Below are 26,858 nucleotides of genomic sequence, written 5' to 3'. Positions count from 1 at the left end.
ATCAAACATGCTGGCTCCGAAGTGGCCCGTTACCCAGCAGAAATCGACAGTCAATCCAAATCTTCTTAAATCACCTTTTTAGACTCACACATTCAAAGGAGCTGTCGGGCGGCACTCTTGTTTTCATTTCTTAAGTTTTTAATAATCAGAACTATTTGGTTCGAGAATATTCCGCTACTGGGCACTTGGCCTGTAAGTATTCGGCTTACAGGCCATTTCCATCTTTCACTCATTTTAGCGCAAGTTGGCCCCATCTGGAGTTGATTTGAATACATCATAGAACTCCAACAGCGGCCAAAGAAATATCAGATACATTTCTACACAGTAGTAGCTCTTCCTTCACAAGGCCGATAAGCAGATCAGCTTATGCATCAAAAAATACAAAGTAGTTGGTATTTCCTGGGAAATCGCATTGTTATAATTTCATAAACTAAACATAAGGACATATGTCTTACCCCATCCCCACGCACATGAAGAACACCTTCAAGAAGGAAGGTCTGTATAAACACCTGGTAAAACACCTAGGAAAGAACTACAAAAAATGGAAATCTAAATACGCCAATATAGTAGGTGTAAACATCACCAGAAAAACGAGAGATCAAAAGCAATTAAATAGATATGCAGTGGTGTTTCATGTGACAGAAAAAAAGGAAGTTTCTTCTCCTGAATTCATACCTCCTTATTTAACCGTTACTTATAAAGGTGAGAAGTTGAAAATCCCAACGGATGTCGTTGAAACTGGAGAAAATGAACTCACATATATTTTTCCAGGGCAAAATGGTTTTGAATTTGATCTATCGAAATTCGCCGGATCATTAGGCCCCATCGTCACAAAAGACAGACGACCATATGTACTTAGCAACATGCACGTACTGGGGTTTGATGAATTACGAAAGGGCTTCAGGCATATAGAGAGGGAGATCCATCCAGGTGACCCGGTCGATATAAATTGCGAAGTGAACAATGCCATTCGCCCCGTAGGCATATTACAAAACGGAATAGTCAACGCCCAGATAGATGCAGCCGTCGCATTTATTCCGCCACATTTACAACAATTTATACAACCCATGCATGATGTGTTTAATGTAGATGACCCTATTGTATTACCTAATGAAGTGATTAAAAATCCCTTCCCCGTTCATATGATCGGCAATGTATCAGGTAGAAGGAGAAGCTTTGTTACTTCTGCTATAGGCATCGCTACATTTAACTACCCCTTCGGCGCGCAAACGCTCTTCAATCTAATACAACTTTCACCATGTATCAATGCTCCCGGTGATTCAGGCTGCCCTGTATATGAACCGACCAGCAGAAGGATCCTGGGAATCGTACTTGGAAGAGATATCAAACAACAATTCACTTATGTAATTCCTTACCAAACCATCAGAATAGCTTTACAAATCGACTAAACTCATTTTAAATGAAACAACTTATTCTGCTACTTATATGCATCACGTTATTTAGGTTTACCGCAAATTCCCAGACGATTTCATATAGAAACCCTCAGGACGTAGATCCCAAACCAACAGATATAAAAGATGCTGATATAAAAGGCAAAACTGTCACTATTAACCGGTCTGCTGCCTTAATGATTCGGGTCAATAATAATAAAGATTTTAAAACCAAAGCGAATGATTCAAATGGGAAGGACATCCCCCTGGACCCTGTTCCTGTTTTTCTAAAATCAGGAACTGCTCAGCTATCATTCATACCAGGGTCGGCTAATATAGCAGGCTCTTTTAAAGTAGGTAGCCCAACTGATGGCAGCCAGCTTCTAAAGGTAAACGTAACTGTTACCACCAAGGGTTTCTACACTGCCACTACTGATATAAAAAATGGGATACAGTTTTATGCTACAGGTTTTCTGGAAGAAGGTCCACAGGTAGTAACATTGAAAGCCCTTGGTACGCCTACGAAGGCAGGTACAGCGTCTTTCAATATACTATGCGGAGGGCTTACAACTCCCACAACTATAAGCATAGCAGCAGGTACAGCCCTCACAACAGCTACTGTCAGCATTGATAAAACAGGATCAAATTGCACGGAATTTACCATGGAAGGTGCCTTGCAAGTGGGTAAAGAACTAAATTCAGCGAATAAACTCCTTCTTAAAATTAAACCATCTGCAAAAGGATATTATATCATTTCAACGTCACTCAAAAATGGATACTTTTTTAGTGGCGTTTTTAATATAACCACTACCAGCGTACAGGAAATAGTACTGACAGGAATGGGAACGCCACAAACCGCAGGTACGAATACGCTAACCATCACCGATGGAACAAACACGTGTTCTACTGACGTAAAGGTAGAGCAGCAGGCCAAAGATGCCACCGATTTTGGCATCGTTAACGAAGTGACAAAAATTGAATTAACAGATCCCGACAACTCAGATAAATATAATATCGCCATCAATGAAAAAAAATCATCCGGTGATAGCGATGATGATGATGACAATGACAACTTGCTTGCAGGTGGTTCTTCTGCCTACGAAGAGGCTATTTTCAATACTTTCGGAAAGGAGAATATCATCTTGACACCTTACGGCATCATGCTGAACACAAAAATAAAGGACAATAGCCAATACATTTACGGAGGCCCCAATTACGTACATATATTTCTGGATGAGATGGGAAACTCGTTAATCACCGGAATTCCACAAGGCATGCCGGAAGTACAATACGTAGTACATGTAATATACCTGGAAAAAACAAGTGATGGGAAAACTGTATCTTATGGTATTAAAACAACAAAAGCATCTTTCACAGGTACTAACCGCATTGAAAATACCAGAACTACAGTCAACGGAGAACTTACCGGCAAAGGTGAAAATAAACCTTCCTTAAAAGAATATACCCTTGTCATCAGAACAGCCGATTCAGATATCGACTTTGAAGTATATAGATTTTTAGATCGTAAACAACAGAAAGGAGATTTAAACTATACCATTCCAATGACGAGGTCATTCACAGCCAATATAAGTGTTGGTCTCTTAAACACATGGCTTACTGATCCAACCTATAGTATCCTACCCGATCCCAGCAATACGTCCTTAAACGTTGCAGAACAAGAAGAAGCACACAATCGTGGATACGGGACCGTATTTGCTACACTTTATACATCCCCAATCACTTTGATAAAATACTATGTAAACAGGTCTCAGATTAAAAAGGGTCGAAAGAAATTATCCGACATTAACAATCCTGTTACCAATGCACAGCTTCACTCCAAAAACTATCTTTATATGCGCCCTATATGGGAACGTATATACCCAACAGTAGGAGTGGGTATTAGTGATAAAGTATTCCAAAACCTGTTTTTCGGCCTTAATTGGGAATTTTCAAGAGGATGCAGTTTCTTCGCTGGCGGTCATTTCGGAAAGGTCAATACATTTGATACTTCGAATGGGTTCAAATTTGAAAAAACAAACATTACCCAGGAAGATTTTAACCTGCGCACAAATATTGATTGGAAGGTTGGTTGGGCAATTGGAGCCTCTATTGATTTTTCGATTATTGGGAATCTGTTTAAATAAAAGGAATCTAAAATTGATATAATTTGGTTCGAAAACCGTACTGCTGATTTAAGGGATATTTTCAACGTCAATTTATTTGAAGGCAGCAAAGGAATAACTGTAGACGGAGTAAGTTATACTGTAAGAATATCCGGGCATAATATTGATACATTAATAAGTCTCAGTAACCCTGATACTGATTCCTGGAAAAAATGGGAAGCAGAGATATGGGCGCTTGGTAGGGGTATGGCGGCAGCATCTGAAAACAAAGAGATGATTGATTTATTTCAATAAACCAATCTAATTTCCTATATAACAACTTCATAATCAATAATGTTTGATTTTGAAATCTACCGCTACCGGGGCACTAAAAATGGGAAATCCGCTCTCAGAGCGGCTTTCCCATTTTTAGTGTTTATATTATATTCCATAGCTACTTCATATTCATACTTACTTAGACGTAGGCCGGATCAAGACCAAAAATAGCTTAGGCCCTGGTCTCTTTATGGAAGTTGGCGGCTGATCATCCTAAAAGTCAAATATCCCTTTGTCTTCACCGAGCCAAAGGAAAAATCTAGACAGATTGGTGGAGTGATCTGTCGAACACTAATCACGCGGGCTGATTTTGCACTACTGACCACTTTGTTCAGCTATTCTTTTTTTGAGATCGCTCTAGCCGGCCTGATCTTCTTGCCCGTGCTTGTATAGTTAAAGTAATCAACTATATAAATTTCATCGGGCACTTTGATGCCGGATAAGACCAGTCGGAGGCTTTCCCGTACTAGCTTTTCATCGAATGAAGTACCTGGCTTTATTTTTATAAATGCCACAATTATTTCTCCTTTTACCACATCCTTTTCACCGGCAACATAGGCATCTTCAATGCAGGCGATTTGCAGCAATTGTCGTTCAATTTCTATGGGATAAATATTAGTACCCATTTTTATGATCATGTCATCTTTACGGCTACACCATATAATACCTCCATTACCATCTTCTACTACCAGGTCACCGGTAGCTAACCAGCCCGATCCGGAACTTGCGTTGGCCAATGGAGATTGTATCAGCAATTCTTTCCCGCCACCAAGTAGGGATTGTATCTGATACTTCACACCTTTTAATGGAGTTCCTAATGTACATGAATCGAGGCTTAGTTGTGTATAATCGGCAATAAAACAAGTGCTGGCCTCAGTACTACCATACAGACTAAAAATATTAGTGGTCAACCCGGCTAGCTTGTTTAAAATGGTTTTATTCAACGCGGCACCACTACTGATGATAGAGATCACGGCGTGCTTTTCAAGTTCCAGTTGTTGCGCCACTTTATATAGGACTGTTGGCACTCCCACCAGTAAATCCACCTTCTGTTGCGATAAGAAGCCGGCAACTGTGATTATATTTTTGGCACCAGATACTACTGCCTTCTTTCCCAATATCAGCGTAAACAATAAAGCAGTATACCCAAATCCGCTGGAAACAGGAATGGCAATATAGGCAGCATTCCTTTTATCGATAGCCGTGCGTTGCACAAGGTCAGCAAAAGACTGCACCCAATAAAACTCCCCGGTTTTCTTTTCTATCAATTTTATATCGCCAGTAGTACCTGAGGTAGGAAAAATCACGCGGGCATGATTTTTTGAGTAATACTGTTTTTTTCCCCCTCCGTTTATATGCGTTAGTAAGTCGTCTATATCAATAGCATTTTCAATAGACGACCCGGATGCAAAAATCGTACAGGCACCGGCCTGCTTGTCTATTATTTTAAAAATATCGCCGGGTAGCAATTTGTCATTTACTAGCGCTAGTTTTAGACCAAGGTTTTGAATGGCATACAGGACGAGTATATGATTTATCGAGTTATTACAAATCAACACCGCAGTATTGTTCAACTCATTTTGTATTTTTCGCTGGATTACAAAGGTAAGCCGCAGTACTTTTTCGTAGAGTTGTTTAAAGCTTAACTGGGTATTTTCATCTGCCATCGCTGTCTCAGAACCATAATAATCGGCAGCAAACTTCAGCAGGAAACATAAATTATTGCCATGCTTTTTCTTTGCTCTGTACAGTAGCAACAAAGAATAAGGGGTGAGACACCGAAGCCGTAACAACTGAAAGATGGTCCGCATAGCTATTTATTTTTTTTTAAATAACACACCTGCATCCGGTACCATAGATTCGGAAACAACGAACACCACAATAATACAAAACCTGTCCACCAGGGCCTGTACTTCCTTTTGCCAAGCACGATACAATTCAAAATTATGTTCGCCGCTTTTGCTTTGCTCATGGCCATCCTGCCATGATTCTTTTCGTTCACCATACTCATACGGGTGCGCACCAATGGTAAGTACACACTACTTACAGTAACATTTCTGATCTTCAATTCCGGCTCCATACAGCGCAACCACTGATCAAAAGCTGCTTTCGATGATTGATAGGCTGACCAACCTGATGTTGACGGCAGCAATACATTGAGAGCAGATACATTTATAATATGACCTCTGTTTTTAATAAGAACAGGTAATAACCCCAATAACAATTGTACAGGTCCTGTATAATTGGTTGCACTACACCGTTGTGTATCCTGGTAACGGTCCAGTGATTGGTCTAGACCGCGATGGATTGATTTTCCGGCATTGTTGATAAACAGGTCAACTTCAACATTTCTTCTTTTTAACTCCTGCAGCAAACTATCAATCGCCCTTTCCTCCCGCAGATCGGAGGGAACAATGAAGACCGTAGCCCGTTTGCCCTGCAACGACTGTTGTAATTCTTCCAATTTCTCCCTTGTCCTTGCTACCAATATCAATTTTACCTGATATTCGGCAAGGAGAGTTGCGACCAAGGCTCCAATACCAAAGCTGGCCCCCGTCAGCAGGATAGTTTTACCGGACAATTTTCTTGACAGCCTTATTTTTACGGGTTTGGCAACTGGAAACAAGCATTGCTCCCAGAAACTTTGTTGGTTATTATCCTCATAGTCGGTGAGTGTAACGTGGCTCATAGGCAGTCGGGCATGTTCTAAAGCTTTATTTTGCTGACAACAAGTTAGATTAACAATGTCGGCATCGGAATATGAAGTTATCAATCTTTCTGTTAAGTAACAAATCATCGAAATATACGTCAGTAACATCTGATTAAGTGACTTATCACTTACGTAGGGGAGGACTTCCCATTAAGCGCTGCCTCTAAAACAGCTCTATTGTTTTCGCCCCATTGCTCCAAATCTTGTATTATCGGCAACAGACTAAATCCCAGAGGTGTTAGTTGATATTCAACTTTAGGAATTTTAGTGTCGAAAGAAAATTTATCTACAAATCCATATTTTACCAATTCATCCAATTGTTTGTTCATTACTCGTCTGTCCACCGCTATTTTCTTCTGCAATGCTCCTGGTCTTTTTACCTGCTCTGAAATATAATAGATAAGCATCAGTTTCCACTTGCCATCTAAGAGTTCCTTAAATATGTGCAGGCCACAGTCAATTCTAATAGGGAGTTTTTTTTGTACATCGCTTGGTCAATCAATTGTCATAGCAAGTACGCACAAAGTTGTGCGTACTTGCTATAAGGTAAGTAATGAAATAATTTTGTGTCAAATTATAAATAGACAATGATCAAATTTACGTTTTTAGTACAAAAACTACCCGGTATGAGCCTTGAAGAATTTGTGGATTATCACAAAAATCGGCACGCTCCTTTATTCTGTTCCATCCCTGAGACAGAACTTTACGTTAGAAAATATGTAGTTAACCACCCTATAGTAGCTGAAGGTTTTCCTAAGCCCTTATACGATGCTGTAGTAGAAATCTCGTTTGACTCGTTTGAGGATTTCAACACCTTCTTCAATTCAGAGAATTATTTAACAAAGGTTCATCCCGATGAGCCCAAATTTTTTGATACTGCAAACTATATTGCAATGGCAACCAATGAAACAATCATTAAAGCTGGTGCATAATTAATAACCGTATCAATAACACACATCTAACTAATGGGTTAGATGTGCGTTATTGATTTACAGGATGACGAATTAGATTAGAGAAGAATTGGCTCAGAAATCGGGACTAAGGGAATAAATCGGTTGGTTTTTATTTGACTTCCAAACTAAACTGGGTATACTCTCCCTTGGCGTTTTTCTTCACGATCGTATGCATGCCTTTATACAGCAACAAAGGACGTACATGTTCATTATCGACATAAACCACGTCAGTAGCTATGGCATTTTGGTGCTCCTTCTTCAGTTCTCCGGGGTTATAAGCACTGAATACACAACCACAATCTTTCAGTAGTGCTGGTTTCAACCAGGTAACTACCCTCTTTTCTACGTCTTTAAACAGGAAGCCGGGGCGTCCGAGGGAGTCCTTAAAGCTGGCATTGAAAATGGTATAGTCTACCGGATAGCTGTTCCCATAGTAATTCCAGGCCTTTTTAGTTGTTTTATCAACCAGCACAAAGGCCTCAGCCCTACGGATCGTATCGTTGGTCAGTGTATCAATAACAATTTGTTTTTCATTTAACTCAGTCTGATCAATGGTAAGGATATCTTCATAATTAAGGAGCTGGCGTAACTGGCTGCCCATCATCGGGCCCGACTCATTGATATGAGCATAGCCCGCATGAATGATAAACCTGGATTTTGGATTGGCACGGATAATAGCAAGAATATTTTTCGCCTGTTGCTCCTCCCTTACTGATGTAAATACATTTTGTATGACTTCCCCCTTCTCATTTTTTATAAAAGACACAGAATCCCTGGGATGATAATTAATATATTTCATCGAACCATTTTTGTCAAGCACGACACTATCATCCCATGTAGGCTGTGACGCATACTCATAGGCCCTGACTTTATAACCCTTCTTTGCCGCATACCTGATCAGCGAGGCATAAGTCGGTTCATTCAGAAGGTGGCCTTCGCCTTTTACAGGATAAGCTCTTTTATCCAACTGGTTGTTGGGCCAGATACCTTCCGCAAGGAAAACATTATAGCCCTGCTGATATAAGGCGCTTAAAATCGATTTAGTAAAAAGTCTATGCTGCGGGCGGAAATGTGCTTCATTAATCAATATGATTCGATGTTTCGCAGCTTCTCTGAGAATAAGTTCGCGGGCATCAAGTACATGCTTATTATTGAGCGTAATTCGAACAGGCGTCTTTGGTGTAGAGATCGAATCTTCATATAGCATACTTTCATGGTAATATCCCGCAACTGACAACATTAACAGATTCGTTGCCGCAGCGGCAGGCATCCCGTTGTTCCTCGCGATAATGGAGTCTGCAAAATCATACGCGGGATTGCCAGATTCATGCTGATCTGCCGATAATGAAATGATAAGACAAAGAAGAGGAATGATAACGACTTTCATAGATGTGATTTATATTTGAAACGTGAACTGATATATCTGGCCTGGTTGTTTTTTATAATTACAGTACCAACGATTTTCCGATTCTGGTAATAATGCCATCATCAACACAGACGAGAAAATCCCGTGATCCTGAGATCCGTTTACGATCAGGATAATAAGGAAATAGTCGCTATGAGTTGCATGAAATGGGGGTGTTAGTCGATAATCGTGAGTAATCTTGTAAATTAACGGACCGACTATTGAAATAGTATATTTTCGGTAATACTTTTTATATATACAAAAGGAAAGCCGGTTAAACTTTCTTCTTTTCGTGGCAAATATGTACTTCTTGACTTTTGGGCATCCTGGTGTGGACCTTGCCGTGCTGAAAATCCTAATCTTATTAAGATGTATAATAAATTTAAAGACCACAACTTCACCATTATAGGTATATCACTTGATAGACAAGAAAATAAAGCACAATGGTTAGCTGCAGTCAAAAAGGATGGGTTGCCATGGCTTCAGCTTTCTGATCTTAAATTTTGGGATAATTCGGCCGCTAAATTATACGGCGTTCGTGCAATTCCACAGAACTTTCTGATTGATCCTGACGGGAATATTATCGGCAAAACCTTATTTGGAAAAGGTCTTGAGGCTAAACTGACCGAAATACTTACTCAGGGAGCTGAAAGTAATTGATTTGCATAATTAAACAAAGTTTAAAGAGCGACCTGATATCCTCAAAACTGGCCGGGATTAGTTGAATGAGATGAGGCTCAAAAACCAACCGTTACTGGGCACCACAGAGGAAAGCTCCGAATTTTCGGAGCTTTCGTCATTTTTAGGACTTTCCAAATCTTTGCCCGGTCTGCATCCAGTACTATTTCCCTCACAGTATTGCAGTTTGAGCCACCCAGTCAATTAAATTGAGCTACTAAGGAAATCTGAGGAGCGCTTAAAAGCCAATCTTTGTGTCATCAAATTTATGAGGAACAATATGGCAACAATACAAAAGACAAGGCTGAGTGACAGCGGACCATCGGTATCAAAACTTGGACCGGGCCGTATGCGCATGGCACGGCGATTTTTACGGCAGCGACCACAATGCGCCAGGCGCCATTGCTGGCAGCACCTGTCTGCAACGATAAGTGCATTCGACTCTCAACAGCTTTTTATTTATTTTTAGTAAATGAAGCCGAACGCCGAACTCATTCCGGATACTGTCTTTTACGCTTTCCATGCTGCCGTGGAAAAGGATTATGCGGTGTATATAGAACATACCATGCTAACATTCCAGATTTCTGGAGAATTTACCCTGGAAACTTCCAGCGAAAGAACCTCCATGCGGCCGAACGAAATATTGCTGCTTCGCAAAAATCAAGTGGGAGAGGTTACTAAAAAACCCTTAGACAGCAAGGGCTATCAAACAGTGGTTGTTTTTCTCCGCGATGAACTGTTGCGGCAGATTGCACTGGAAGAGCAGATAGAAATAAAGGAGAAGTACATGGGTAAGCGAAACATTCTAATTCCACCAAATGATTTCCTGCAAGGTTATTTCCAATCAGTGATACCTTACATACGCAATCCGATAGGCAATACAGGAAGAATCATGGGCGCATTGAAAGTAAAAGAAGCAGTGAGGTTGTTGCTACATACCCAGCCCGGGCTCAGCAACTATTTATTCGACTTTTCAGAGCCCTATAAGATAGACCTGGAAAAATTCATGCTTAACAATTTTTATTTTAATGTACCGGTTGAGAAGTTTGCACAATTGACGGGTAGAAGCCTCGCTTCATTTAAGCGTGATTTTAAAAGTACTTTTGGCACCTCTCCACGTCAGTGGTTACAGGAAAAGCGACTCACAGAGGCCCGGCATCTTATAGAGAAAAAGAAGAAAAAACCGTCCGCCATCTACCTTGAATTAGGATTTGAAAGTCTTGCACATTTTTCCCGTTCCTTTAAAGAAAAGTTTGGTAAAGCGCCCTCCGATTATTTTTAAAATCAAACTATTTATCTGCACGAAACCACCGGCCAGCAATGGCCGCGCAAATATTATCTACATGATCTATAAAAAAATTCGCGCCGGCATCATCGGCTTGAATGTTGATGGACAATGGGCTTCCAAATCCCATCTACCAGCTTTAAGGTATTTACACAACGAGTATGAGCTCAGGGGTATAGCTAACTCCAGTTATGAAAGCGCCCAAAAAGCAGCCACGGCATTAAACATTCCCATTGCCTTCCCTAATGCAATGGAATTGATCTGGTCACACGAAATTGATTTGGTGATTATAACAGTGAAAGTACCTTTTCATTTTGAACTGGTAAAAGCAGCCTTGGAAGCTGGTAAGCATATTTACTGTGAACATCCGCTGGCGGGTGATCTTAATGAAACGAAGGCGCTGGCGGCACTGGCATCACGTAGTAAAGCAATTGCCGCTGTAGGCACACAAATGCCCTTTGCACCAGAGGTTATTTTCCTGGAACGGCTTGTTAAAGAGCAGTATATTGGTGAGGTGCTTTCTACTACATTGATTGGTTCCGGTATGCAGTGGGGTAGAGAGTCAGTGTCCGGTCTGTATTACATGTACGATGCAGCCATGGGCGCTACCATGTTGCATATCCCCCTAGCTCATACGCTGGCAGGCTTTCAGAAAGTATTGGGGGGCATAGATTCGTTAAAAGCGACAATGACCAGCAATTATAAAACAGTTACACTCGGGGATACTAATGAAACCAAAACCAAAACGGCAGCCGACCAGATTATGATCATTGGCGAACTGAAAAATGGTGGTGCTTTCTCTGTCCATTACCGCGGTGGCGTATCAAAGGGAACGAATTTCCTTTGGGAAATAAATGGAACAACAGGCGACATTCAGGTAACCGGTAACTTAGGTCATGGTCAGTTGGCACAGTTGACAATCATGGGCGCTAAAGGTGATGAAAAAGCACTTTCCCGGTTGGAGCCGCCTCAGGAATTATATTCAGATCTTCCAGATGCGCCATTTGCAAGAAATGTAGCTAATATATACAAGAACCTGGCGAATGATATCCGAAACGGTACGCGTACAACGCCTTCCTTTGACGATGCAGTGGCGTTAGCTATGTTATTAAATACTATCGAAGCTTCTGCAGCACATAAGTAGTAAACGCAAATCCAGGATACTTCATAAAGCGAGAGATGCCGTCTCAAAAGTAAGACGGCATCTTCGTTTGGCCTGTGGGATCAGCACTTTTTTGAGCTGGGATGAATGGACAAATTTCACTTCGTTTTATGAGGAATAAATATCAACGCAGTTTTAGAAGGTTGTCATATATGAAGAACAGAGCGGAGGAGTTTCACTTCGTTCCTTTTTGGAGTTAATGAATGACTTTCTGGGAACAGCTTCGATCAATAATCTTAAATTTCAAATACTGTTTATAAATCGTCAATAAGGGTTGTGCCAGCTAATTAGTGTATTTCCATTTCATGGCTCTATATTCAACAGGTGTTTTCCCTGTTTTTTGTTTAAACAACCGCGTAAAATGCTGTTGGTATTTAAAACCCAATTGAAAAGCTATATCACTAATAGATTTATTGTTGTCGAATATCATGAGCTTTGCGGCATCAATCACTCTGGATTGGATATAGTCTAACGCTGTATTGCCCGTTTCTTTTTTTATGAGATCTCCGAAATAATTGGCCGATAGGTGCAATTGCTCCGCGCACCAGGCCACGGTTGGTACACCCAAAGTCTGACATTTATCGGACTGAAAATAGTCATTAAGAAGGTTTTCAAACCGCATCAGAATATCTTTGTTAACATGGCTACGGGTGATAAACTGACGGTCGTAAAAGCGCATACAATAATTCAGTAACAATTCTATGTTCGATACAATCAGTATTTTACTATGCTTATCTATGTTCTGATTTATTTCATAAGCAATCTTTCCAAAACAGTCATTAATAATGGCCCTTTCCTTTTTGGATAAGTGAAGTGCCTCATTCACTTCATACGAAAAAAAGGTATAGTTCTTCATTTTTCTTCCGAGATCAGTGCCTGCTATCAGATCGGGGTGAAATACAAGCGCCTTTCCAGATGGCTTGATCGCCTTACCCTTGCTGTCAATCCCATAAATCTGCCCGGGCGATATAAATACCAAGGTCCCATCTTCATAGTCATAGGACTGGCAGCCATATTTCATGTCACCGCATTTGATGTACTTCAAGAAAATGGCGTAAATACCCATGTATCTTCTGAAATAATGATAGGTGGGCATTTCGTCAAAATCTACAACGCTGACAAGAGGATGTAGTGTATCAATTCCCAGTGTCTGATTGTATTGTTTAACGGTATCTATTCTTTCCACCTGTTCCATATCTGTATCGCAATTCATACAAATTTAGCAAACCTTGACATGTGTTGGAGCTATCGAAGCAGATTCAGTGAAAGTGGTAAATAAATCTGTGTTTTGTATAAAGAGGGTCCAAGGAACATGGGGTAATTTTGTAGTATGAAGGTTTGGATTTTATCATTTGTTTTAATCTTAAATACAATAGATATGAGCGCACAGGATGAAAGCAAAGCACAGCCTTTGAATCTGCGTCAGCATAACCTTGCCGCTATTTCAGCATTGACGGCAACCGGAGATACGGAAAGACTGAAAGTACAGCTTGACTCCGGACTGGACGCGGGCCTCACCATAAACGAGATAAAGGAAGCATTGGTGCAGTTATATGCCTATTGTGGTTTCCCGAGAAGCCTTAATGGCATCAGTTGTTTCATGCAGGTGTTGGAAGAAAGGAAAAAGAAAGGTATTACAGATGTGGCAGGTAGAGAAGCAACACCTCTAAAAGACAGCTCGGACGCTTATGAGCGTGGAAGAAAAGCACTTGAAACCCTGACTCAGGTACCGCAGTTGAAACCGGCACCAGGTTTCGGTGAGTTTGCGCCTCGCATTGATGCTTTCCTGAAAGAGCACCTCTTTGCCGACATCTTTGACAGCGATGTACTGGATTACACACAAAGGGAATTGGTAACAATTTCTGCGTTGGCAGCTATGCCGGGAACGGAGGGACAATTGCAGGCGCATATCGGGATGGGTATGAATACGGGAATTTCAGCTGAACAGGTGAAATCAGTGTTCGACATTATTGAAGAGCTGGTAAGCCGCGAACAAGCCGAAATATCAAGAGCAGTTTTCTCGAAAATGAAGAAGTAAAAAAACAACAAGCACCTATATGTCTAAATACGATTATCAATACAGTATTTTCATTAAGCATTGCTTGCGGGCTGTACTGGGTATAACAATACTTTTTTTTTGTATGAATAACACAGCTTATGCACAACAACAGGGAAAAATGGTACGCATTTCAGAAATCGAGATACAGCCCCAGCATCTGGAGGAATATAAACTAATACTAAAGCATGAAGCGGAGGCATCTGTAAGGCTTGAAAAAGGAGTCATTGCCATCTTTCCCATGTTCCAGAAGGAGAATCCAACACAAGTGAGGATATTAGAAGTGTACAGCGATCAGCAAGCCTATCAGTCTCATTTGAAAACTGAGCATTTTTTAAGGTACAAAACAACTACCCTCCATATGGTCAAATCATTAAAGCTTGTGGATATGGAAGCACTGGATCTGAAAACAGCAACGCAGATTTTCATAAAATTAAGAAAGTAAGTAGCATGGACAACCGACAATTTTCAAGGAATTTGTCAGCATTTTGGTAGCCATTCTGGGCACCACTATTTCACCATATCTGTTTTTCTGGCAAGCCACGATGGAAGCTGAAGATGTTAAACATAAAAAGAGAAGACTGGTTGTAGATAGAAGGGTGATAACCGATGTGGCAGTAGATGTCAATTTTGGGATGTTCTTTTCGAATGTGGTCATGTTTTTTATTATTCTTACCACCGGTACAGTACTGTTTAAGGCCGGCGTTCATAAAATTTATACTATCAGTTTTTTGCCTAACGATTCTTGGTCGGGCGATAGTGAGACTACATGTAAAATACATTGAACTTATGTCCATCAGGATCTGCAAACACGAAGCCGTAATATCCCTTTCCAAACTCCTCCGGCTTTGAAATGATTGTTCCTCCCGCTTGTTGCACTTCTTTTTCCCAATTATTTACCTCTTCCTTGCTGTCTGCAGAAACGGTGAATATAATTTCATTCCCTCCTTTTGTATCAATTATTTGTCCCTTCATGCCCTGTTCAAGTACCTCTTTCAAAAAGAAATGGATGATAAAGTTTTCGTCACCGAAGAAGAAGCTGGTCAGTTGCTCCGACGCGCCGTTGTGTTTGAATCCAAGTTGTGTGTAGAATTTAGTGGTTCGGTCTAAATCCTGAACACTGAAATTAGCCCAGATCTTTTTTGTTTTCATAAACTAAAGTTTTTATGGTTGCAGCCGGGAATATTCTTCGTCAGGATTAATTGTGATAATGCTTGTGCTACGTTTACGAACGTAGCACAAGCATTATCACAATTAATTAGTATAAGATTTCGGAATACAGATGCTCTGCATCCGGCCAATTAACTTTTAGGGAAACCCGGATCTGCTTTCACTTCCTTGATTTGCAGCGTATGCCGCCCATTATGAGCTGCTATGAACAGTATCATCTGATAGGAGTCCAGGCTGCCAAACGGCATGGTAAGCACGTGGTCGCGCAGATCATCGGAGGTTGACTTAACATAGCTGGTGAGTTTTTCGCGGCTGCTTTTCAGACTTGCCAGTGCTTCACTCATGGATTTGAAAGGTGAGTTCTCTGGTTTCAGGTTGTCGGATGTTTGTCTTTTCGTTGAGCGGTCTTCTACACCCTTTACAATTTGTTCATCGGTCATTTTTATTTCGGAACGTTTCTCGGGATTGGCAGTTTGCTTGATGCCGGCATCTGTTGCTTGCCATAACATTTGTTCGGTAGTGGCAATATGAATCACGCATTCTTCCACACTCCAACGGTCGGGTGCAGGTTTATATTTCAATTGCGCTTCACTAAGCCCTTTCACTTCCTGCAAGAGATCATTCTCGGTGCTCTTTAATAAATCTATAGCATCCTTTCTTTCCTTTTTAGTAAGTGGATTGTTCGGGGCTACAAAGGCAAACGCAGCCATGATAACTGCAAAAAAAACTATCTTTTTCATACATGAGTGATTGGTGGTGAATATTGATGGCAAAGTTATGGTCTTAATAATATTTCAGATAGGGCGAAAGAGACAAAAACAGGGGCAAATCGGACAAAATAGGTAGACCAAGATAATGCGGCTACGGGCTGGATGGTGGAAGACCTATTGAAGGGAAGAATGGCTCCCTTATAACTGGGGAGCACTGGGTTGATCTTTCTTGGAGGGCGTTTTGCTTTTCTGCCAGTAACGGATAATGATGAGCAACGAATCCCGCCATTCCTCATAGGTTGCTTCCTTAATAAAAAAGCCATGCGCTTTTAATTCGTATGCCCTTTGTACCTGGACTTCCGACGGGGTAACTGACCAAAAAATGAATGGAACGCTGTGGAACTTTTTATTTGGCGTCGAAAGTAACTGCTCCCGCAATTCAAATCCATTCATTCCTGGAAGGTTTGCATCAGAAATGATAATAAAAGGTGCTTCCTTCGCTTGGTCAAGGCACGCGAGTAAGTCTTCAGACTTTGTAAACAACACCAACTCAGTTTTAAAATCGAGCTCATTAAGAATCTCCTGTATCAATTCGTGATCCTCTCTGTCCTCAGTCACGATCCAAATAGGTCCTTCCTGCATAGTTTTCTTTAGATAGTTTCCTGTATATAGGCAATTTACATGCCAGCACCTGGCATGCCACTTGGTATAAATTGATATGGCTCAGGGAAAAAATACATCTAACCGACAGCTACTGGTCAAGGCAAAAGACGCCGAATCTCAGGGTGATGCGGAGGGGGCTATAATGCTGTATCAACAAGCTGTGAAGAACAATCCACGAGAAGAGCAGGCCTGGCAACGCCTGATGGTACTATACCGAAAGAAAAAGGATTATGAAGGCGAGCTGAAGGTTATTAATCTGGCTTTTAAAACGTATGAAACGCATACATTGAAGACGCAGCAGGAATGGCTGCGGCAAAACAAGAAAGTGGCCACACTGTTTAAGTCGCTGGCAAAGAGTCTGGGATTAATGAACAGTAAGGATGTTATGGTAAATGACGATCCCGTTCTTGATAAATGGAGGCATCGTAAAGAATGGGTAACGGCGAGGTTAAAAAAGCGACCAAAGAAATAGTATTTTCACCGATGTAATAGGGGCAATATGATAACATGACGAAAGGGGAGTACATAAAGAAGCAAATGTTTTGGGGCTAAATATTCTTTAGTATATTTATTATCGTATAAAATATCACTCTGGTATTCAATATTATAGCTTTTTTATCGTACAACACACTTCAAATATGAAAAAAGTAACTGGCCTTGGCGGCATATTTTTTAAATGCGATAACCCCAAAGGTATGAACGAATGGTACGCCAAAAACCTTGGATTGGCTACCAGCGAATACGGTACAACGTTTGAATGGCGGGATGCTGATAACCCATCTCAAAAAGGGTCGACAACCTGGAGTACGTTTCCACAGGATACCAAATACTTCAATCCCTCAGCCAAATCATTTATGATTAATTACCGGGTCGAAAATATTGTAGCTCTGGTAGAAGAGTTTAGAAAGAACAATGTAACTGTCGTTGACGAGATTGCGGAATATGACTATGGCAAATTCGTCCATATACTGGATCCTGAAGGAAACATTATTGAGCTTTGGGAACCCAAAAATGAAGTAGATCAGGATAAGGAGGTGGAATAAGATATTTCTTCAATATCATCGCTTATCCCTGGTTCACGAACATAACATGGACCGGGGATAAGCGATAGTAATAATGACTATAGTAGCAGGCTATTCTATTTTGACATTAAGTATAAAAGTGGCCTGCACTTTTTTCGTTGGCTCATATTCATAGACCAGTGCCTGCCGGATGGTATATTTGTCGCCAACAACGCTGTGGCCGGGATACTGACCTATTGAGAAAACAAAAGAAGATGCATCATATTCAGAGAATAAGCGGGCATTGGTTCCCCAGCTGGTGACATTTCCCTGTGCATTAAACCAATGTCCATAGCCATTCGCCGTTGTGGTGGCATTAAGTGACCCATTACTTTCAACAGCATAGAATTTAATTGAACTGCCCATCAGTTGGGTTATTCTGGGAGGTTGCAATACAAAAGCGGTAGCCAACTTTGTCAGATCGATAGATACTGATTTTCCTGAGTAAGCGGTCATATCGAGGGGAAAACTGACATTATAAGTAAAACTAGTGTCCCTCGGTGTTGCATTTTCACCCGGATTGATATAACCTAATACATTTGTACGATTGAATTTTACCTTATATGGCCATTGTTCATCGTCGCTCTCATTATCGTCCCATGGATTTGGGGAATAGATGGTAGGAGCACCTGTTACAACAAACCACAGTTTACTGCAGCCTGCCGGTACGGTGAACAATGCGGTACCAGCAGTTCCTTTGGACATGTTGCTATAAACTCTTGTGCCATTTTCCAGCAAAGCAACATAACCATAACGCCATCCGGCCCGGCCGGCATCTACCTGATTGTAGCCCGCTGCATTGGGAAGTCCTGTAAATGCAGCCGATATTTCTGTACCTCCGGCAGGAACATTTAACGGAATAACATTATAACCGGTTGTTCCGGGGCAATGGTCATAAGCAACCTGGAAACTACCGTCTGACAGCTGATTCATGTTATAGGTATGTTTGCCGATATAATCTTTCCCATTCTGCCTGAGGGCATCCATATCAAAAGTCGTCAATCTGCTAGCAGCATCATAGATCTCATCATTGAACTGTTCAGTTGTTATGCCGTTGAGTCGCATATATGCCTGCACAGGGTCTTCCGGTTGTCTCGCTCCACGCCAGAGCTTACCGATCATATCGATGCCATGTTTATAGGTCCAATAATAGTGTATGAAATAATTGGCATAACGGGGTAATTCATGAATAATATGACGATGATAGTTTTTTACATACTCGCCGAAATAATAGGAGGTAAATGCTTCTTTTGGATAGCTCTGAAAAGACTGCCATTGTGCTGTTTGCTCCCAGAACCCATTACCGCCATTGCCACCAAAGCCATAGCGGAAACCAGCGCCGTTTTTTATATCGCAGAAGACCTGGTACTGGAAGCTGTGCCCGATCTCATGGGCAATAGTAGATCCTACAGGTTGACATGTATTCGGACTCACCCAAAGTGCCCCGATAATATCATCATAACCGGAACCGGTAGCCAGCCATTCGTCCTGGTAGTACAGGAAGATCATTAGTTTATATTTGTCCAGGTTCGACTTCCCCGTGCCTACCTCTGCAAACTTAAGCTCTGTCACATTATGTTCATAGAACGACTCGGCTTTAGCCAGCAGATCATCAATATTAACACGATATGCACTGGGGATACTTTGAGATCCTGGGTCATAGTGCTGGTATTTTTTATCCCAGAATACGATAAAATGCGTTGATTGCCGGCTACGTTTGTAGCTCCAGGTACTAGTGCTGTCATTGTAGTCCATGTTGCCAAATTCATTCGGCTTGTATATAGACAGCGCCGCCAGCTCTGACTTCTTAGGCGTGCTGGCATCTTTAGCCGGGAGATCTTTTTTGCATGAAGTACAGAACAAAATGAGGCAGGATAGTACAGCAAACAAATTGTTACAGCCGAAACGGAAGCCTCTTCGGTTGAAAAAAACAAGGTTAATTTTCATGGCATCAGATTGATAAGGGTTATATATTTTGTAGAATAGTGAATAATACCGCCCGATGGTTTCAGAATGACAAAAGGGTTTCATTGTTGGTTAGATATCCAGTCAGAAGTAGCTACAGGTCAGTGCTAGTTAAATGTCAGATCAACACTTTATTAGTGTGAAATTAAGGAAATATAGATATATCCATCAGCCATTATTTTAACGCTTAACAGCTATATCTTAACACTTTTTATCCATGTCGATGCTGGTTCTTTGCGGGAGTATGTCATAGCTTTTCCTGACCGCACAACCAGACAATCCGTTTGAGGTAGCTTTGATACCATTTTGCCGCTTTGATACCGCTTTGATACCGCTAATCCTACCTTGATCCTACGTTCATGAACGTAAGATAAAGGTAGGATTAGCGGTATCAAAGCGGTATCAAAGCGGAGAAATAACACAACAAAACCAGGGTTCTGTTCCGATAGAGATATAGCAGAGGTTCGCTCGAGGTAGCCTCATCCTCCCTTAATCCTCCGTTTCGGAACGGAAGATTAAGGGAGGATGAGGCTACCTCGAGCGAACCTCTAGTACATCTCAACTAAATCTTAACGTGAACGAGCATGGATTTTCCTGTATCCTGTCTTTTATGCCAATTTTACATTTTAATATGCTGTAAATCAATTTATCACAGTTGGCTGTTGAAGAGAAAAAAATGCGTATTTTCCGCATGCTTTTTCTGTTTAGCTTTGTGATGTTGTCAGAAAATACAGATCGATAGGCAAGCATAATCGTCATTTGTGTTTATCTGTCATTCTTTGGAAAATCCGCGTCATTGACGCGTCTACATAAATATATATTTTCTTAAACTTAGCAAGCATACAGCCATGTCAATGTGGGAAATAGAAGGTCTGATAGAATACAGCATTCATCTGGTCGACAAAACAGAAGGAACAAACGAAGAAAAAATGAAGATCATCGGCAATCTGTATGCAATACAGCAGCAATTTGATTGTTCGTTCACTAATTTCAGGGTAATGCCCGTTTTGCTGAAAACTGGGTACACTAAGACCATCGACTATACGGAGCATCCGGATTACAAGGGGAATGAATCCTTTTTCGAAGAATTGCTGGAAAAAGATGACATTGAATACATCTACCGGGATTTGAAAGAAGAATGGAGCGAAGAGAACAAGATGGTAGCCTACCTGGAGACGGACACGCGCAAGATCTATATTGACTATGGTTCCCCGTTGAGAGAAAAAGAAGGCGCCCTGGAAATAATGAACGTGTATGACCTGGGATTATACGTCATCCGGGAAGCAGATAAGCAGCAGGATAAGGAATTAGTATATAGCTGGACTGCTTTTCTCCTTAAAATGGGGCCTTACTGGTTAGATAAGAATACGTCTGTAGAAGAGTTGATCAACAGCCATTTTGGAGAGATCAGAAGGATCTGGTCATCGTATGATTATTCAGACTATGAACCCATCAGTGAATCTTTAACGATACTTGTCAATCCCTCAGAAGAGGAAGCTGAATATAGGGACTGGCTTATTAGCATGGGAGGGCTGAGTGGCAATCTGTTAAAATGGTTTCTCAGCCCTCCTCATGGCTGATCATCGTCTTAATAGGATCTTCCTTGATTGTTTGCCATCAGAGATGATATAGACGCCGTTGGCAAGCGTGGATGGAAGTGTAATTTCCAGCTTGTTTAGACCATCTGTAACGCCGTATTTTTGGCTGAAGAGAATACGACCGCTAAGATCAGATATAGAGATGCGTTTTTCTCTTTCACCTGTGGTGGTAACCTCCATCAGCATTTTTCCTGTAGTCGGTACAGGGTATAGTTTAACAGGTTGAATAAGCCCATTTTTAGTTGTGAGGGCTTGTTTACGGGTTGTTGTAGCACCGGGCACATTTATTCTCAGCTTATAGCACTTATCGGATGATGTTCCACCTGTGTAAGGATCTATCTCTACGATATAATACTCACCTCCTCCATTGAACACTTCTACAGATCCATAGTCTTCATTATATTCTACATGGTCGAAACCGACTCCGGCAAGGTAAAGGTCTGTCAGGCTCACGCGGCAATTAGGCCAGAGGCCATCTACTCTTACTTCAAAGTAATAGGTTCCTGAAGGGACGAAAAACATATAGAAGTCCTGATCCTGTAGTTTTGAAATATAGTCGGTATTCAGTGATATTTCAGGTGCTTCCAGATCGTTATTATTAGGCTCGTACCAATCTGCACATTCCTGTGATGGTTGTGTGTTGACTGTCAGCTGATAACATTCGGGATTGATAGCGAATCCCTGACTACTGGTTTCCAGGTAGTAGGTGCCAGCAGATAATCCGTACTGGAAGATATGTTTAGTTTTATTGGTGGCATCATACACACCTGAACGGAGAAGTATACCATTAGCATTTTTAAGGTCGAACTGAAAATATTCTGAAACAACATTAGTCATATACGCACTGATGGTAGACGGCGTGTCGACCGTAAATTTGAAGAAATCTCTGTCAGCGTAATCTGAGATCCGGCCTGCAACTGTTTGTCCGATTACAATAGTCTTTGCAGAATCCAACACATCGTTGTACTCAAAAGTATCCGGGCAGAGTGGGGGAGTTGCCAGTCCAACATTAAGTGTGTAACAGCTTTCGGATGGTTCCCCGTAAGCGCCTACAAAGATATAACATTTTCCTCCGATGGTGTTGAAATTGAGAACGACGTCAACGCCTGGATCAAGCGCCCAGTCATATTCTCCTGTATCGTAGTTGTAAATCCCCAGATAGGTGTTGGCAGCTGGATTATGCTGGGTGATGTGTATCTGCGAATTAGCGGGGGCATTGATCTGATAGGTATCATTATCGCCCGAAGGAAATATCGCGCCCTGAATATCGGTATTCGTCGGTATCAGTGCGGCTGTTTCGTCCGTATTGTTGGGCTCATAGGCAGATACACAGGGCAATGTGGTATCTGACATGTTGGATGCCGCCCTTAAAGAAGTACATGCAAGTACAACGGCTAACAAATTGAGTAAGATTTTTTTCATAAAAGATGGTTTGGAATGTTGATAGAATGTATGTGTCAGGTTGAATGTTTTTCCGCAACAAACTTGAATGGATATGTGATGTTAAATTAGCGATTGTCGCTGTAATAGTATTGCAGTGGTATTTTAAATGCCACGTTCGACTGTGCTGAATGAACGTGCAAGGGAGTTATGCGGTGAGTATGTAAGGTTTTATGATTTGAAACGCATGAAGAAACTGAACAAGACTTACCTGATGGGGCCAAATCCAGATGTAGGACAGTTCTTTACAGATAATCAAAATGAAGTGCGGCCTATTCCAACAACGTTCCTGAATACGCTGGAATCGGGAGAAAGCTATTATCAGAATAGAGGCTATTGAGAATAAATGAATCATTAAAAGGCCTGGCAATTTAGCCGGGCCTTTCATTTTAGAAGTAGCGTACAGGCTATTACGATAGTATAAAGATGCTCGTCTGATTTTGTGAGAAATGAATTTTTATACTTTTTTGTTTTGTATTTGTAGAAGATTTAAGTTTGTGGACGCTGTCATTGATAAGCTTCCAAAGAGGTGTATTGTTTGTTAATTTTTAACCAATCCAAAACAATTTAGTTTTATGGCAGAAATTACAACGGGGGTTAACTCTTTTCCGACGAAGGGATGGAAAAATTCTCCATTATATCGCTTTTGGCATCATTCTGTGCTTATTCCTTTGCAACAAGAATTAATGGGTAGTAAAATGAAGAATGCAGATACCTACAATTCTAAAGTCGATGAACTTATTGAACAATCGAAGCATATGCTGGCCCTTGAAGAGGGATGGGATGAAGAAGATGCGTTGCCTATAGGTAAAGCAGTCTGGGAGAATGCAACTTCTTTTTTGCGGGCATATGCCGGATATATTCATCAGCATTATGAGATTCCGCTGGAACTTCCCGATATAAATCCATTACGGGACGGTTCCATTGATCTGGAATGGAGAACTTCCAGGGGAAGATTGCTGATTAACTTTAATAAGGAAAATCCCCGGGAAGCGTCATTCTATGGTGACAGATACGGCGATGAAGATTGTATTAAAGGAAATGTCGACATTAAGGGAATAAGAGAGCATTTAGCTATCTGGATGAAAAACTGTTTGTAACCGCCGCCTCCTCCATTACCGCACGATGCTGCGCGCCCCATTCCTCTAACTGCTGCCATATAGGAGCCAGTTTTCGCGCGCTTTCTGACAAAGTATACTCCACTTTAGGAGGTATTTCCGCATACACGGTCCTGATCACCAGACCGCTTTTCTCCAACTCCTGCAGGTGTAGCGTAAGCATACGATCTGAAATGCCGGGGATATGGTCTTTCAGTTCGTTGAACCGGAGCGTTCTTTTCTCGAGTTTATAAAGAATAACCAGTTTCCACCTGCCCCCCAGAACATCTATTGCATATACAGCTCCGCAAAAATCAACCAGGGTTTTAAGATTCTGTGCATTAGTGGATGTCGGTTTACGTTTGCCCATTACTTACAATTTTGTGTGATACATACAATCAGCCGAGCTGTTACAGCGTAATTGGCCGCAATTTACCTTTGCTCCGTTAATTAAAAAAACAACATAAAATTATGAAAATACTAATTGTGTTGGCCCATCCGGAAATGCAGAGTATGAATGGCGCCATGTTTAAACAGGCTATTAAAACGCTGGAAGAAGAAGGACATGAAGTAAAAGTATCAGATCTCTACAGAGAGGAATTCAATCCGGTGTCAGGGCGAAATAATTTCAAAACCACCTATGATGCAGCTTTCTTTAAACAACAGTTGGAAGAACTACATGCGACGAAAGTCGCCGGTTTTGCCGACGACATTGAAACAGAACAGCAAAAGGTAGAATGGTGTGATCTGATGATCTGGCAGTTCCCGCTGTGGTGGTTTACTGTGCCGGGTATTCTCAAAGGTTGGGTGGACCGTGTTTTTGCAATGGGCCGTTTTTATGGTAATGACAATATTTATGAAGCAGGGATGTTTAAAGGTAAAAAGGCCATCCTGTCCCTTACTGCCGGCGCTGTTGAAAGTGCTTACCTGAAAGATGGGCTCCATGGAGATCTGTATGGTGTACTTAGACCTCTCCACCGGGGTATACTGCAGTTTACGGGTTTTGAGGTACTTCGTCCACAGGTAGTATATGCTCCCGTTCGTCAAACAGCGGTACAAAGGGAGCAGGAACTGGCGCAATGGGGCGAAAGGCTGAAGCACATTTTTACGGAACAAGCTATGCCGATTGACACGTATTAATCTACAGATTTAAGTAATGCGGGCTGCCTGGCTTGCATTACTTTTCAGTTTTTTGATATATTTAATAACAGGGTCGCCCGGGGGCCGATTTTGCAGAAAATAACGGCATTTTTACTGGTTTAAGTAGTGTGCCAGAAGGGTCTTAATTATATATAGTTTTTATTGCATGTGGCCATGGTCGTGGAGACGACTTTAAAATATGCTTAAAATTTGTGTTAAACTGCTGTTCCTCCTTTTCCCGCTCTCAAACTTTTCCTAGCTTTGGTGCCCAAATGAGAGTAGCTGTATTTTTTCTATGTCTGTGCCTGGCTTTGTCAAAGGGGATCAATAATCCCCTGGCGCGTACGTATTATCTTGGGGTTGGCTACGCCCTTGCTACAGAAGAGGAAGAAAAACACCGCGAATTCCTGACCAGTGGGAGCCATTGGAACTGCTCTGTTATTAAAGATACCCGTCCTGTTTCCGAAGATGAATACTTTATAGGTGAGGATGTAGAAGACGAGGACCCGAATAATTTCGCGTATAAATATAAACTACTGACCAGAGGCCGGTCAGCATATACCCCTTTATCTGATTTAAGATATCACTGCAAATATTTAAAATCTCCTACAATATTATCAGATCAGGCATCATATAAATATCTCCTTCAAGGTGTATTAAGGATCTGATCAGGGAATATACATCAGCCAACGCGTAGGCGTGTTTATGCATGCCGACCGGATGTATATTTATCCTGGCTTCTCTTTGCATGACATTACTATCGCCGGCTGAACTAATCTCTCTCGCAATTTTTGCTTTCAGGCAACCTATCGTTTATTAACTAATATCATGAAGAAAATCGTCATGTTCACAGCTTTGTGTGCTATGCTATGGCATACCAGCTGTAAGCCACACAAAGAAGAAAAAGAAGAAGCGAACAAATACACTGTTACCAGCCCAGTTGTAATGGATACTTCTTTCACCAAGGAATATGTTTCCCAGATACGCTCTATCAGAAACATTGAGATCAGGGCTCAGGAAAAGGGGTACCTCGAAAATATATATGTTGATGAGGGCCAGTTTGTTAAAGCCGGACAGGTGCTGTTCAGGATCATGCCCAAGATATATGAGGCAGAGTTGCTGAAGGCTGAAGCGGAAGCTAAAGCTGCAGAGATTGAGCTGCAGAACGCCAAAACCCTCGCTGACAAAAACATCGTTTCAAAAAATGAACAGGCGATGGCACAGGCTAAGCTCGATCAGGCAAAAGCTGAAATCGCACTCGCCAAACTGCACCTGTCATTTACTGAGATCAGGGCGCCATTTGCCGGTACTATCGACCGTATTCCTAAAAAACTGGGAAGCCTTATTGATGAAGGAGAACTGCTGACCAGCCTCTCCGACAACAGCGAGATGTTCGCTTATTTCAACGTATCTGAGCCTGAGTACCTGGAGTACCAGACCAACGCTAAGAGCCGTGGAGATAACAAAGTGAACCTGCTGCTGGCCAACAACCGTCCGCTGCCTTACAAAGGTGAAGTAGAGGTGATTGAAAGCGAATTCGATAATGAGACCGGAAATATCGCCTTCAGGGCTAAATTCCCGAATCCGGACAAGCTTTTAAGACACGGCGAAACAGGTAAGGTGATGATGAGCATGCCGCTTAAAGACGCGCTGGTTATTCCGCAGAAAGCCACTTACGAGATTCAGGATAAGAAATATGTTTTTATCGTTGACAAGAACAATGTACTGAAGTCAAAAAATATTACCGTAAGAGGTGAAATGCCTGACCTGTATGTAGTTGAAAGTGGTGTATCTGAGGGAGACCGTATACTGCTCGAAGGTATTCAGAAAGTAAAAGATGATGATAAGATCACCTATGAATACCTGGCACCGCAAGAGGTTATTTCCCACCTGCGACTTAAAGCAGAATAGTAGTTCAATGACTAATAGCGAAGAC

The 26,858-nt window shown here is 41.4% G+C and carries 27 protein-coding genes; 16 read left to right on the top strand and 11 right to left on the bottom strand.

Going from position 1 to position 26,858, the window contains the following annotated elements; translation table 11 throughout:
• The first annotated feature begins 446 nt into the window (after positions 1-446).
• Both CLV42_RS07440 and CLV42_RS07435 read left to right on the top strand, forming a co-directional pair.
• Positions 447-1,409, top strand: a complete 963-nt coding sequence (locus CLV42_RS07440) for a hypothetical protein (protein ID WP_106601258.1) — start codon at positions 447-449, stop codon at positions 1,407-1,409.
• Positions 1,410-1,420: 11 nt separating this feature from the next.
• The gene (locus CLV42_RS07435) at positions 1,421-3,535 is read left to right on the top strand and encodes a hypothetical protein (RefSeq protein WP_106601257.1); all 2,115 of its coding nucleotides are present in this window, start codon (positions 1,421-1,423) and stop codon (positions 3,533-3,535) included.
• Positions 3,536-4,164: 629 nt separating this feature from the next.
• On the opposite strand, the gene CLV42_RS07430 is transcribed toward CLV42_RS07435, so the two are convergent.
• From CLV42_RS07430 to CLV42_RS07420, 3 genes are read right to left on the bottom strand one after another with little or no spacing between them, the layout of a single operon-like run.
• Entirely contained in the window at positions 4,165-5,640 is a 1,476-nt protein-coding gene (locus CLV42_RS07430) for a class I adenylate-forming enzyme family protein (RefSeq protein ID WP_106601256.1), read from the bottom strand.
• 2 nt (positions 5,641-5,642) lie between these two features.
• Positions 5,643-6,647: an SDR family NAD(P)-dependent oxidoreductase gene (locus CLV42_RS07425; RefSeq protein ID WP_106601255.1), complete on the bottom strand. Its 1,005-nt coding sequence runs from the start codon at positions 6,645-6,647 to the stop codon at positions 5,643-5,645.
• Positions 6,648-6,667: 20 nt separating this feature from the next.
• Positions 6,668-6,982, bottom strand: a complete 315-nt coding sequence (locus tag CLV42_RS07420; RefSeq protein ID WP_262509991.1) for a winged helix-turn-helix transcriptional regulator — start codon at positions 6,980-6,982, stop codon at positions 6,668-6,670.
• Between the two features lie 144 nt (positions 6,983-7,126).
• On the opposite strand from CLV42_RS07420, the gene CLV42_RS07415 reads away from it, so the two are divergent.
• Entirely contained in the window at positions 7,127-7,471 is a 345-nt protein-coding gene (locus CLV42_RS07415) for an EthD domain-containing protein (protein ID WP_106601253.1), read from the top strand.
• A 130-nt stretch (positions 7,472-7,601) separates the two neighbouring features.
• Here CLV42_RS07415 and CLV42_RS07410 read toward each other — a convergent pair whose 3' ends face one another.
• Positions 7,602-8,879, bottom strand: a complete 1,278-nt coding sequence (locus CLV42_RS07410) for a hypothetical protein (protein ID WP_106601252.1) — start codon at positions 8,877-8,879, stop codon at positions 7,602-7,604.
• Positions 8,880-9,128: 249 nt separating this feature from the next.
• On the opposite strand from CLV42_RS07410, the gene CLV42_RS07405 reads away from it, so the two are divergent.
• The 3 genes from CLV42_RS07405 to CLV42_RS07395 all read left to right on the top strand — a co-directional run bounded on the left by CLV42_RS07405 (position 9,129) and on the right by CLV42_RS07395 (position 12,004).
• Positions 9,129-9,557 carry a peroxiredoxin family protein gene (locus CLV42_RS07405; RefSeq protein WP_106601251.1) on the top strand — a complete coding sequence of 143 codons (429 nt, stop codon included), beginning with the start codon at positions 9,129-9,131 and terminating at the stop codon, positions 9,555-9,557.
• Positions 9,558-10,047: 490 nt separating this feature from the next.
• Positions 10,048-10,857 carry a helix-turn-helix domain-containing protein gene (locus tag CLV42_RS07400; RefSeq protein ID WP_106601250.1) on the top strand — a complete coding sequence of 270 codons (810 nt, stop codon included), beginning with the start codon at positions 10,048-10,050 and terminating at the stop codon, positions 10,855-10,857.
• Positions 10,858-10,918: 61 nt separating this feature from the next.
• Complete coding sequence (locus tag CLV42_RS07395; protein ID WP_106601249.1) at positions 10,919-12,004, top strand: Gfo/Idh/MocA family protein; 1,086 nt, start codon at positions 10,919-10,921, stop codon at positions 12,002-12,004.
• A gap of 301 nt (positions 12,005-12,305) precedes the next feature.
• On the opposite strand, the gene CLV42_RS07390 is transcribed toward CLV42_RS07395, so the two are convergent.
• Entirely contained in the window at positions 12,306-13,235 is a 930-nt protein-coding gene (locus tag CLV42_RS07390) for a helix-turn-helix domain-containing protein (protein WP_317047980.1), read from the bottom strand.
• Between the two features lie 165 nt (positions 13,236-13,400).
• Between CLV42_RS07390 and CLV42_RS07385 the strand changes: the two genes are divergently transcribed.
• The 3 genes from CLV42_RS07385 to CLV42_RS07375 all read left to right on the top strand — a co-directional run bounded on the left by CLV42_RS07385 (position 13,401) and on the right by CLV42_RS07375 (position 14,863).
• The gene (locus CLV42_RS07385; protein WP_211303398.1) at positions 13,401-14,060 is read left to right on the top strand and encodes a carboxymuconolactone decarboxylase family protein; all 660 of its coding nucleotides are present in this window, start codon (positions 13,401-13,403) and stop codon (positions 14,058-14,060) included.
• A gap of 103 nt (positions 14,061-14,163) precedes the next feature.
• Complete coding sequence (locus tag CLV42_RS07380; RefSeq protein WP_106601364.1) at positions 14,164-14,523, top strand: putative quinol monooxygenase; 360 nt, start codon at positions 14,164-14,166, stop codon at positions 14,521-14,523.
• A 43-nt stretch (positions 14,524-14,566) separates the two neighbouring features.
• Positions 14,567-14,863, top strand: coding sequence for a divalent metal cation transporter (locus CLV42_RS07375; protein ID WP_245901532.1), 297 nt, complete (start codon positions 14,567-14,569; stop codon positions 14,861-14,863).
• On the opposite strand, the gene CLV42_RS07370 is transcribed toward CLV42_RS07375, so the two are convergent.
• The 3 genes from CLV42_RS07370 to CLV42_RS07360 form a co-directional block, all read right to left on the bottom strand.
• Complete coding sequence (locus CLV42_RS07370; RefSeq protein ID WP_106601246.1) at positions 14,844-15,230, bottom strand: VOC family protein; 387 nt, start codon at positions 15,228-15,230, stop codon at positions 14,844-14,846. The genes CLV42_RS07375 and CLV42_RS07370 overlap by 20 nt on opposite strands.
• A gap of 149 nt (positions 15,231-15,379) precedes the next feature.
• Positions 15,380-15,988, bottom strand: a complete 609-nt coding sequence (locus CLV42_RS07365; RefSeq protein ID WP_106601245.1) for a DinB family protein — start codon at positions 15,986-15,988, stop codon at positions 15,380-15,382.
• A gap of 168 nt (positions 15,989-16,156) precedes the next feature.
• Positions 16,157-16,600 carry a response regulator gene (locus CLV42_RS07360; RefSeq protein ID WP_106601244.1) on the bottom strand — a complete coding sequence of 148 codons (444 nt, stop codon included), beginning with the start codon at positions 16,598-16,600 and terminating at the stop codon, positions 16,157-16,159.
• 76 nt (positions 16,601-16,676) lie between these two features.
• Between CLV42_RS07360 and CLV42_RS07355 the strand changes: the two genes are divergently transcribed.
• Together CLV42_RS07355 and CLV42_RS34285 are read left to right on the top strand one after the other, a co-directional pair.
• The gene (locus CLV42_RS07355; RefSeq protein ID WP_106601243.1) at positions 16,677-17,093 is read left to right on the top strand and encodes a tetratricopeptide repeat protein; all 417 of its coding nucleotides are present in this window, start codon (positions 16,677-16,679) and stop codon (positions 17,091-17,093) included.
• A gap of 166 nt (positions 17,094-17,259) precedes the next feature.
• Positions 17,260-17,664 carry a VOC family protein gene (locus CLV42_RS34285; RefSeq protein ID WP_106601242.1) on the top strand — a complete coding sequence of 135 codons (405 nt, stop codon included), beginning with the start codon at positions 17,260-17,262 and terminating at the stop codon, positions 17,662-17,664.
• Between the two features lie 90 nt (positions 17,665-17,754).
• Here the strand turns inward: CLV42_RS34285 and CLV42_RS07345 are convergent, their stop codons facing one another.
• Positions 17,755-19,629 carry a DUF4859 domain-containing protein gene (locus CLV42_RS07345; protein ID WP_106601241.1) on the bottom strand — a complete coding sequence of 625 codons (1,875 nt, stop codon included), beginning with the start codon at positions 19,627-19,629 and terminating at the stop codon, positions 17,755-17,757.
• Positions 19,630-20,501: 872 nt separating this feature from the next.
• On the opposite strand from CLV42_RS07345, the gene CLV42_RS07340 reads away from it, so the two are divergent.
• On the top strand, positions 20,502-21,227 hold the full coding sequence (locus tag CLV42_RS07340) for a hypothetical protein (RefSeq protein ID WP_106601240.1): 726 nt from the start codon (positions 20,502-20,504) through the stop codon (positions 21,225-21,227).
• Here the strand turns inward: CLV42_RS07340 and CLV42_RS07335 are convergent, their stop codons facing one another.
• Entirely contained in the window at positions 21,228-22,667 is a 1,440-nt protein-coding gene (locus tag CLV42_RS07335) for a T9SS type A sorting domain-containing protein (RefSeq protein ID WP_106601239.1), read from the bottom strand.
• A 127-nt stretch (positions 22,668-22,794) separates the two neighbouring features.
• Here CLV42_RS07335 and CLV42_RS07330 point away from each other — a divergent pair, with 127 nt between their 5' ends.
• Together CLV42_RS07330 and CLV42_RS07325 are read left to right on the top strand one after the other, a co-directional pair.
• Positions 22,795-23,025, top strand: coding sequence for a RagB/SusD family nutrient uptake outer membrane protein (locus CLV42_RS07330; RefSeq protein ID WP_106601238.1), 231 nt, complete (start codon positions 22,795-22,797; stop codon positions 23,023-23,025).
• A 235-nt stretch (positions 23,026-23,260) separates the two neighbouring features.
• Positions 23,261-23,785 carry a hypothetical protein gene (locus CLV42_RS07325; RefSeq protein ID WP_146154331.1) on the top strand — a complete coding sequence of 175 codons (525 nt, stop codon included), beginning with the start codon at positions 23,261-23,263 and terminating at the stop codon, positions 23,783-23,785.
• Here CLV42_RS07325 and CLV42_RS07320 read toward each other — a convergent pair.
• Positions 23,760-24,152: a winged helix-turn-helix transcriptional regulator gene (locus CLV42_RS07320; protein ID WP_106601236.1), complete on the bottom strand. Its 393-nt coding sequence runs from the start codon at positions 24,150-24,152 to the stop codon at positions 23,760-23,762. The two genes, CLV42_RS07325 and CLV42_RS07320, sit on opposite strands and share 26 nt — an antisense overlap.
• A gap of 101 nt (positions 24,153-24,253) precedes the next feature.
• Between CLV42_RS07320 and CLV42_RS07315 the strand changes: the two genes are divergently transcribed.
• On the top strand, positions 24,254-24,922 hold the full coding sequence (locus CLV42_RS07315; protein ID WP_106601235.1) for an NAD(P)H-dependent oxidoreductase: 669 nt from the start codon (positions 24,254-24,256) through the stop codon (positions 24,920-24,922).
• Between the two features lie 828 nt (positions 24,923-25,750).
• Complete coding sequence (locus CLV42_RS07305; protein ID WP_106601233.1) at positions 25,751-26,833, top strand: efflux RND transporter periplasmic adaptor subunit; 1,083 nt, start codon at positions 25,751-25,753, stop codon at positions 26,831-26,833.
• The last annotated feature ends 25 nt before the right edge of the window (positions 26,834-26,858 follow it).

The organism is Chitinophaga ginsengisoli (genome assembly GCF_003014595.1).
Taxonomy (GTDB): domain Bacteria; phylum Bacteroidota; class Bacteroidia; order Chitinophagales; family Chitinophagaceae; genus Chitinophaga; species Chitinophaga ginsengisoli.
Note: the sequence above shows the minus strand (reverse complement) of the source record. Positions and strands in the feature narration are given on the sequence as shown.

Bases quoted from the DNA above. Each gene is read 5' to 3' on its own strand.
- CLV42_RS07440 (WP_106601258.1), top strand. From the start codon at position 447: ATGTCTTACCCCATCCCCACGCACATGAAGAACACCTTCAAGAAGGAA.
- CLV42_RS07435 (WP_106601257.1), top strand. From the start codon at position 1,421: ATGAAACAACTTATTCTGCTACTTATATGCATCACGTTATTTAGGTTT.
- CLV42_RS07430 (WP_106601256.1), bottom strand. From the start codon at position 5,640: ATGCGGACCATCTTTCAGTTGTTACGGCTTCGGTGTCTCACCCCTTAT.
- CLV42_RS07425 (WP_106601255.1), bottom strand. From the start codon at position 6,647: ATGTTACTGACGTATATTTCGATGATTTGTTACTTAACAGAAAGATTG.
- CLV42_RS07415 (WP_106601253.1), top strand. From the start codon at position 7,127: ATGATCAAATTTACGTTTTTAGTACAAAAACTACCCGGTATGAGCCTT.
- CLV42_RS07410 (WP_106601252.1), bottom strand. From the start codon at position 8,879: ATGAAAGTCGTTATCATTCCTCTTCTTTGTCTTATCATTTCATTATCG.
- CLV42_RS07400 (WP_106601250.1), top strand. From the start codon at position 10,048: ATGAAGCCGAACGCCGAACTCATTCCGGATACTGTCTTTTACGCTTTC.
- CLV42_RS07395 (WP_106601249.1), top strand. From the start codon at position 10,919: ATGATCTATAAAAAAATTCGCGCCGGCATCATCGGCTTGAATGTTGAT.
- CLV42_RS07390 (WP_317047980.1), bottom strand. From the start codon at position 13,235: ATGAATTGCGATACAGATATGGAACAGGTGGAAAGAATAGATACCGTT.
- CLV42_RS07385 (WP_211303398.1), top strand. From the start codon at position 13,401: ATGAGCGCACAGGATGAAAGCAAAGCACAGCCTTTGAATCTGCGTCAG.
- CLV42_RS07380 (WP_106601364.1), top strand. From the start codon at position 14,164: ATGAATAACACAGCTTATGCACAACAACAGGGAAAAATGGTACGCATT.
- CLV42_RS07370 (WP_106601246.1), bottom strand. From the start codon at position 15,230: ATGAAAACAAAAAAGATCTGGGCTAATTTCAGTGTTCAGGATTTAGAC.
- CLV42_RS07365 (WP_106601245.1), bottom strand. From the start codon at position 15,988: ATGAAAAAGATAGTTTTTTTTGCAGTTATCATGGCTGCGTTTGCCTTT.
- CLV42_RS07360 (WP_106601244.1), bottom strand. From the start codon at position 16,600: ATGCAGGAAGGACCTATTTGGATCGTGACTGAGGACAGAGAGGATCAC.
- CLV42_RS07355 (WP_106601243.1), top strand. From the start codon at position 16,677: ATGGCTCAGGGAAAAAATACATCTAACCGACAGCTACTGGTCAAGGCA.
- CLV42_RS34285 (WP_106601242.1), top strand. From the start codon at position 17,260: ATGAAAAAAGTAACTGGCCTTGGCGGCATATTTTTTAAATGCGATAAC.
- CLV42_RS07345 (WP_106601241.1), bottom strand. From the start codon at position 19,629: ATGAAAATTAACCTTGTTTTTTTCAACCGAAGAGGCTTCCGTTTCGGC.
- CLV42_RS07340 (WP_106601240.1), top strand. From the start codon at position 20,502: ATGTGGGAAATAGAAGGTCTGATAGAATACAGCATTCATCTGGTCGAC.
- CLV42_RS07335 (WP_106601239.1), bottom strand. From the start codon at position 22,667: ATGAAAAAAATCTTACTCAATTTGTTAGCCGTTGTACTTGCATGTACT.
- CLV42_RS07330 (WP_106601238.1), top strand. From the start codon at position 22,795: ATGCCACGTTCGACTGTGCTGAATGAACGTGCAAGGGAGTTATGCGGT.
- CLV42_RS07325 (WP_146154331.1), top strand. From the start codon at position 23,261: ATGGCAGAAATTACAACGGGGGTTAACTCTTTTCCGACGAAGGGATGG.
- CLV42_RS07320 (WP_106601236.1), bottom strand. From the start codon at position 24,152: ATGGGCAAACGTAAACCGACATCCACTAATGCACAGAATCTTAAAACC.
- CLV42_RS07315 (WP_106601235.1), top strand. From the start codon at position 24,254: ATGAAAATACTAATTGTGTTGGCCCATCCGGAAATGCAGAGTATGAAT.
- CLV42_RS07305 (WP_106601233.1), top strand. From the start codon at position 25,751: ATGAAGAAAATCGTCATGTTCACAGCTTTGTGTGCTATGCTATGGCAT.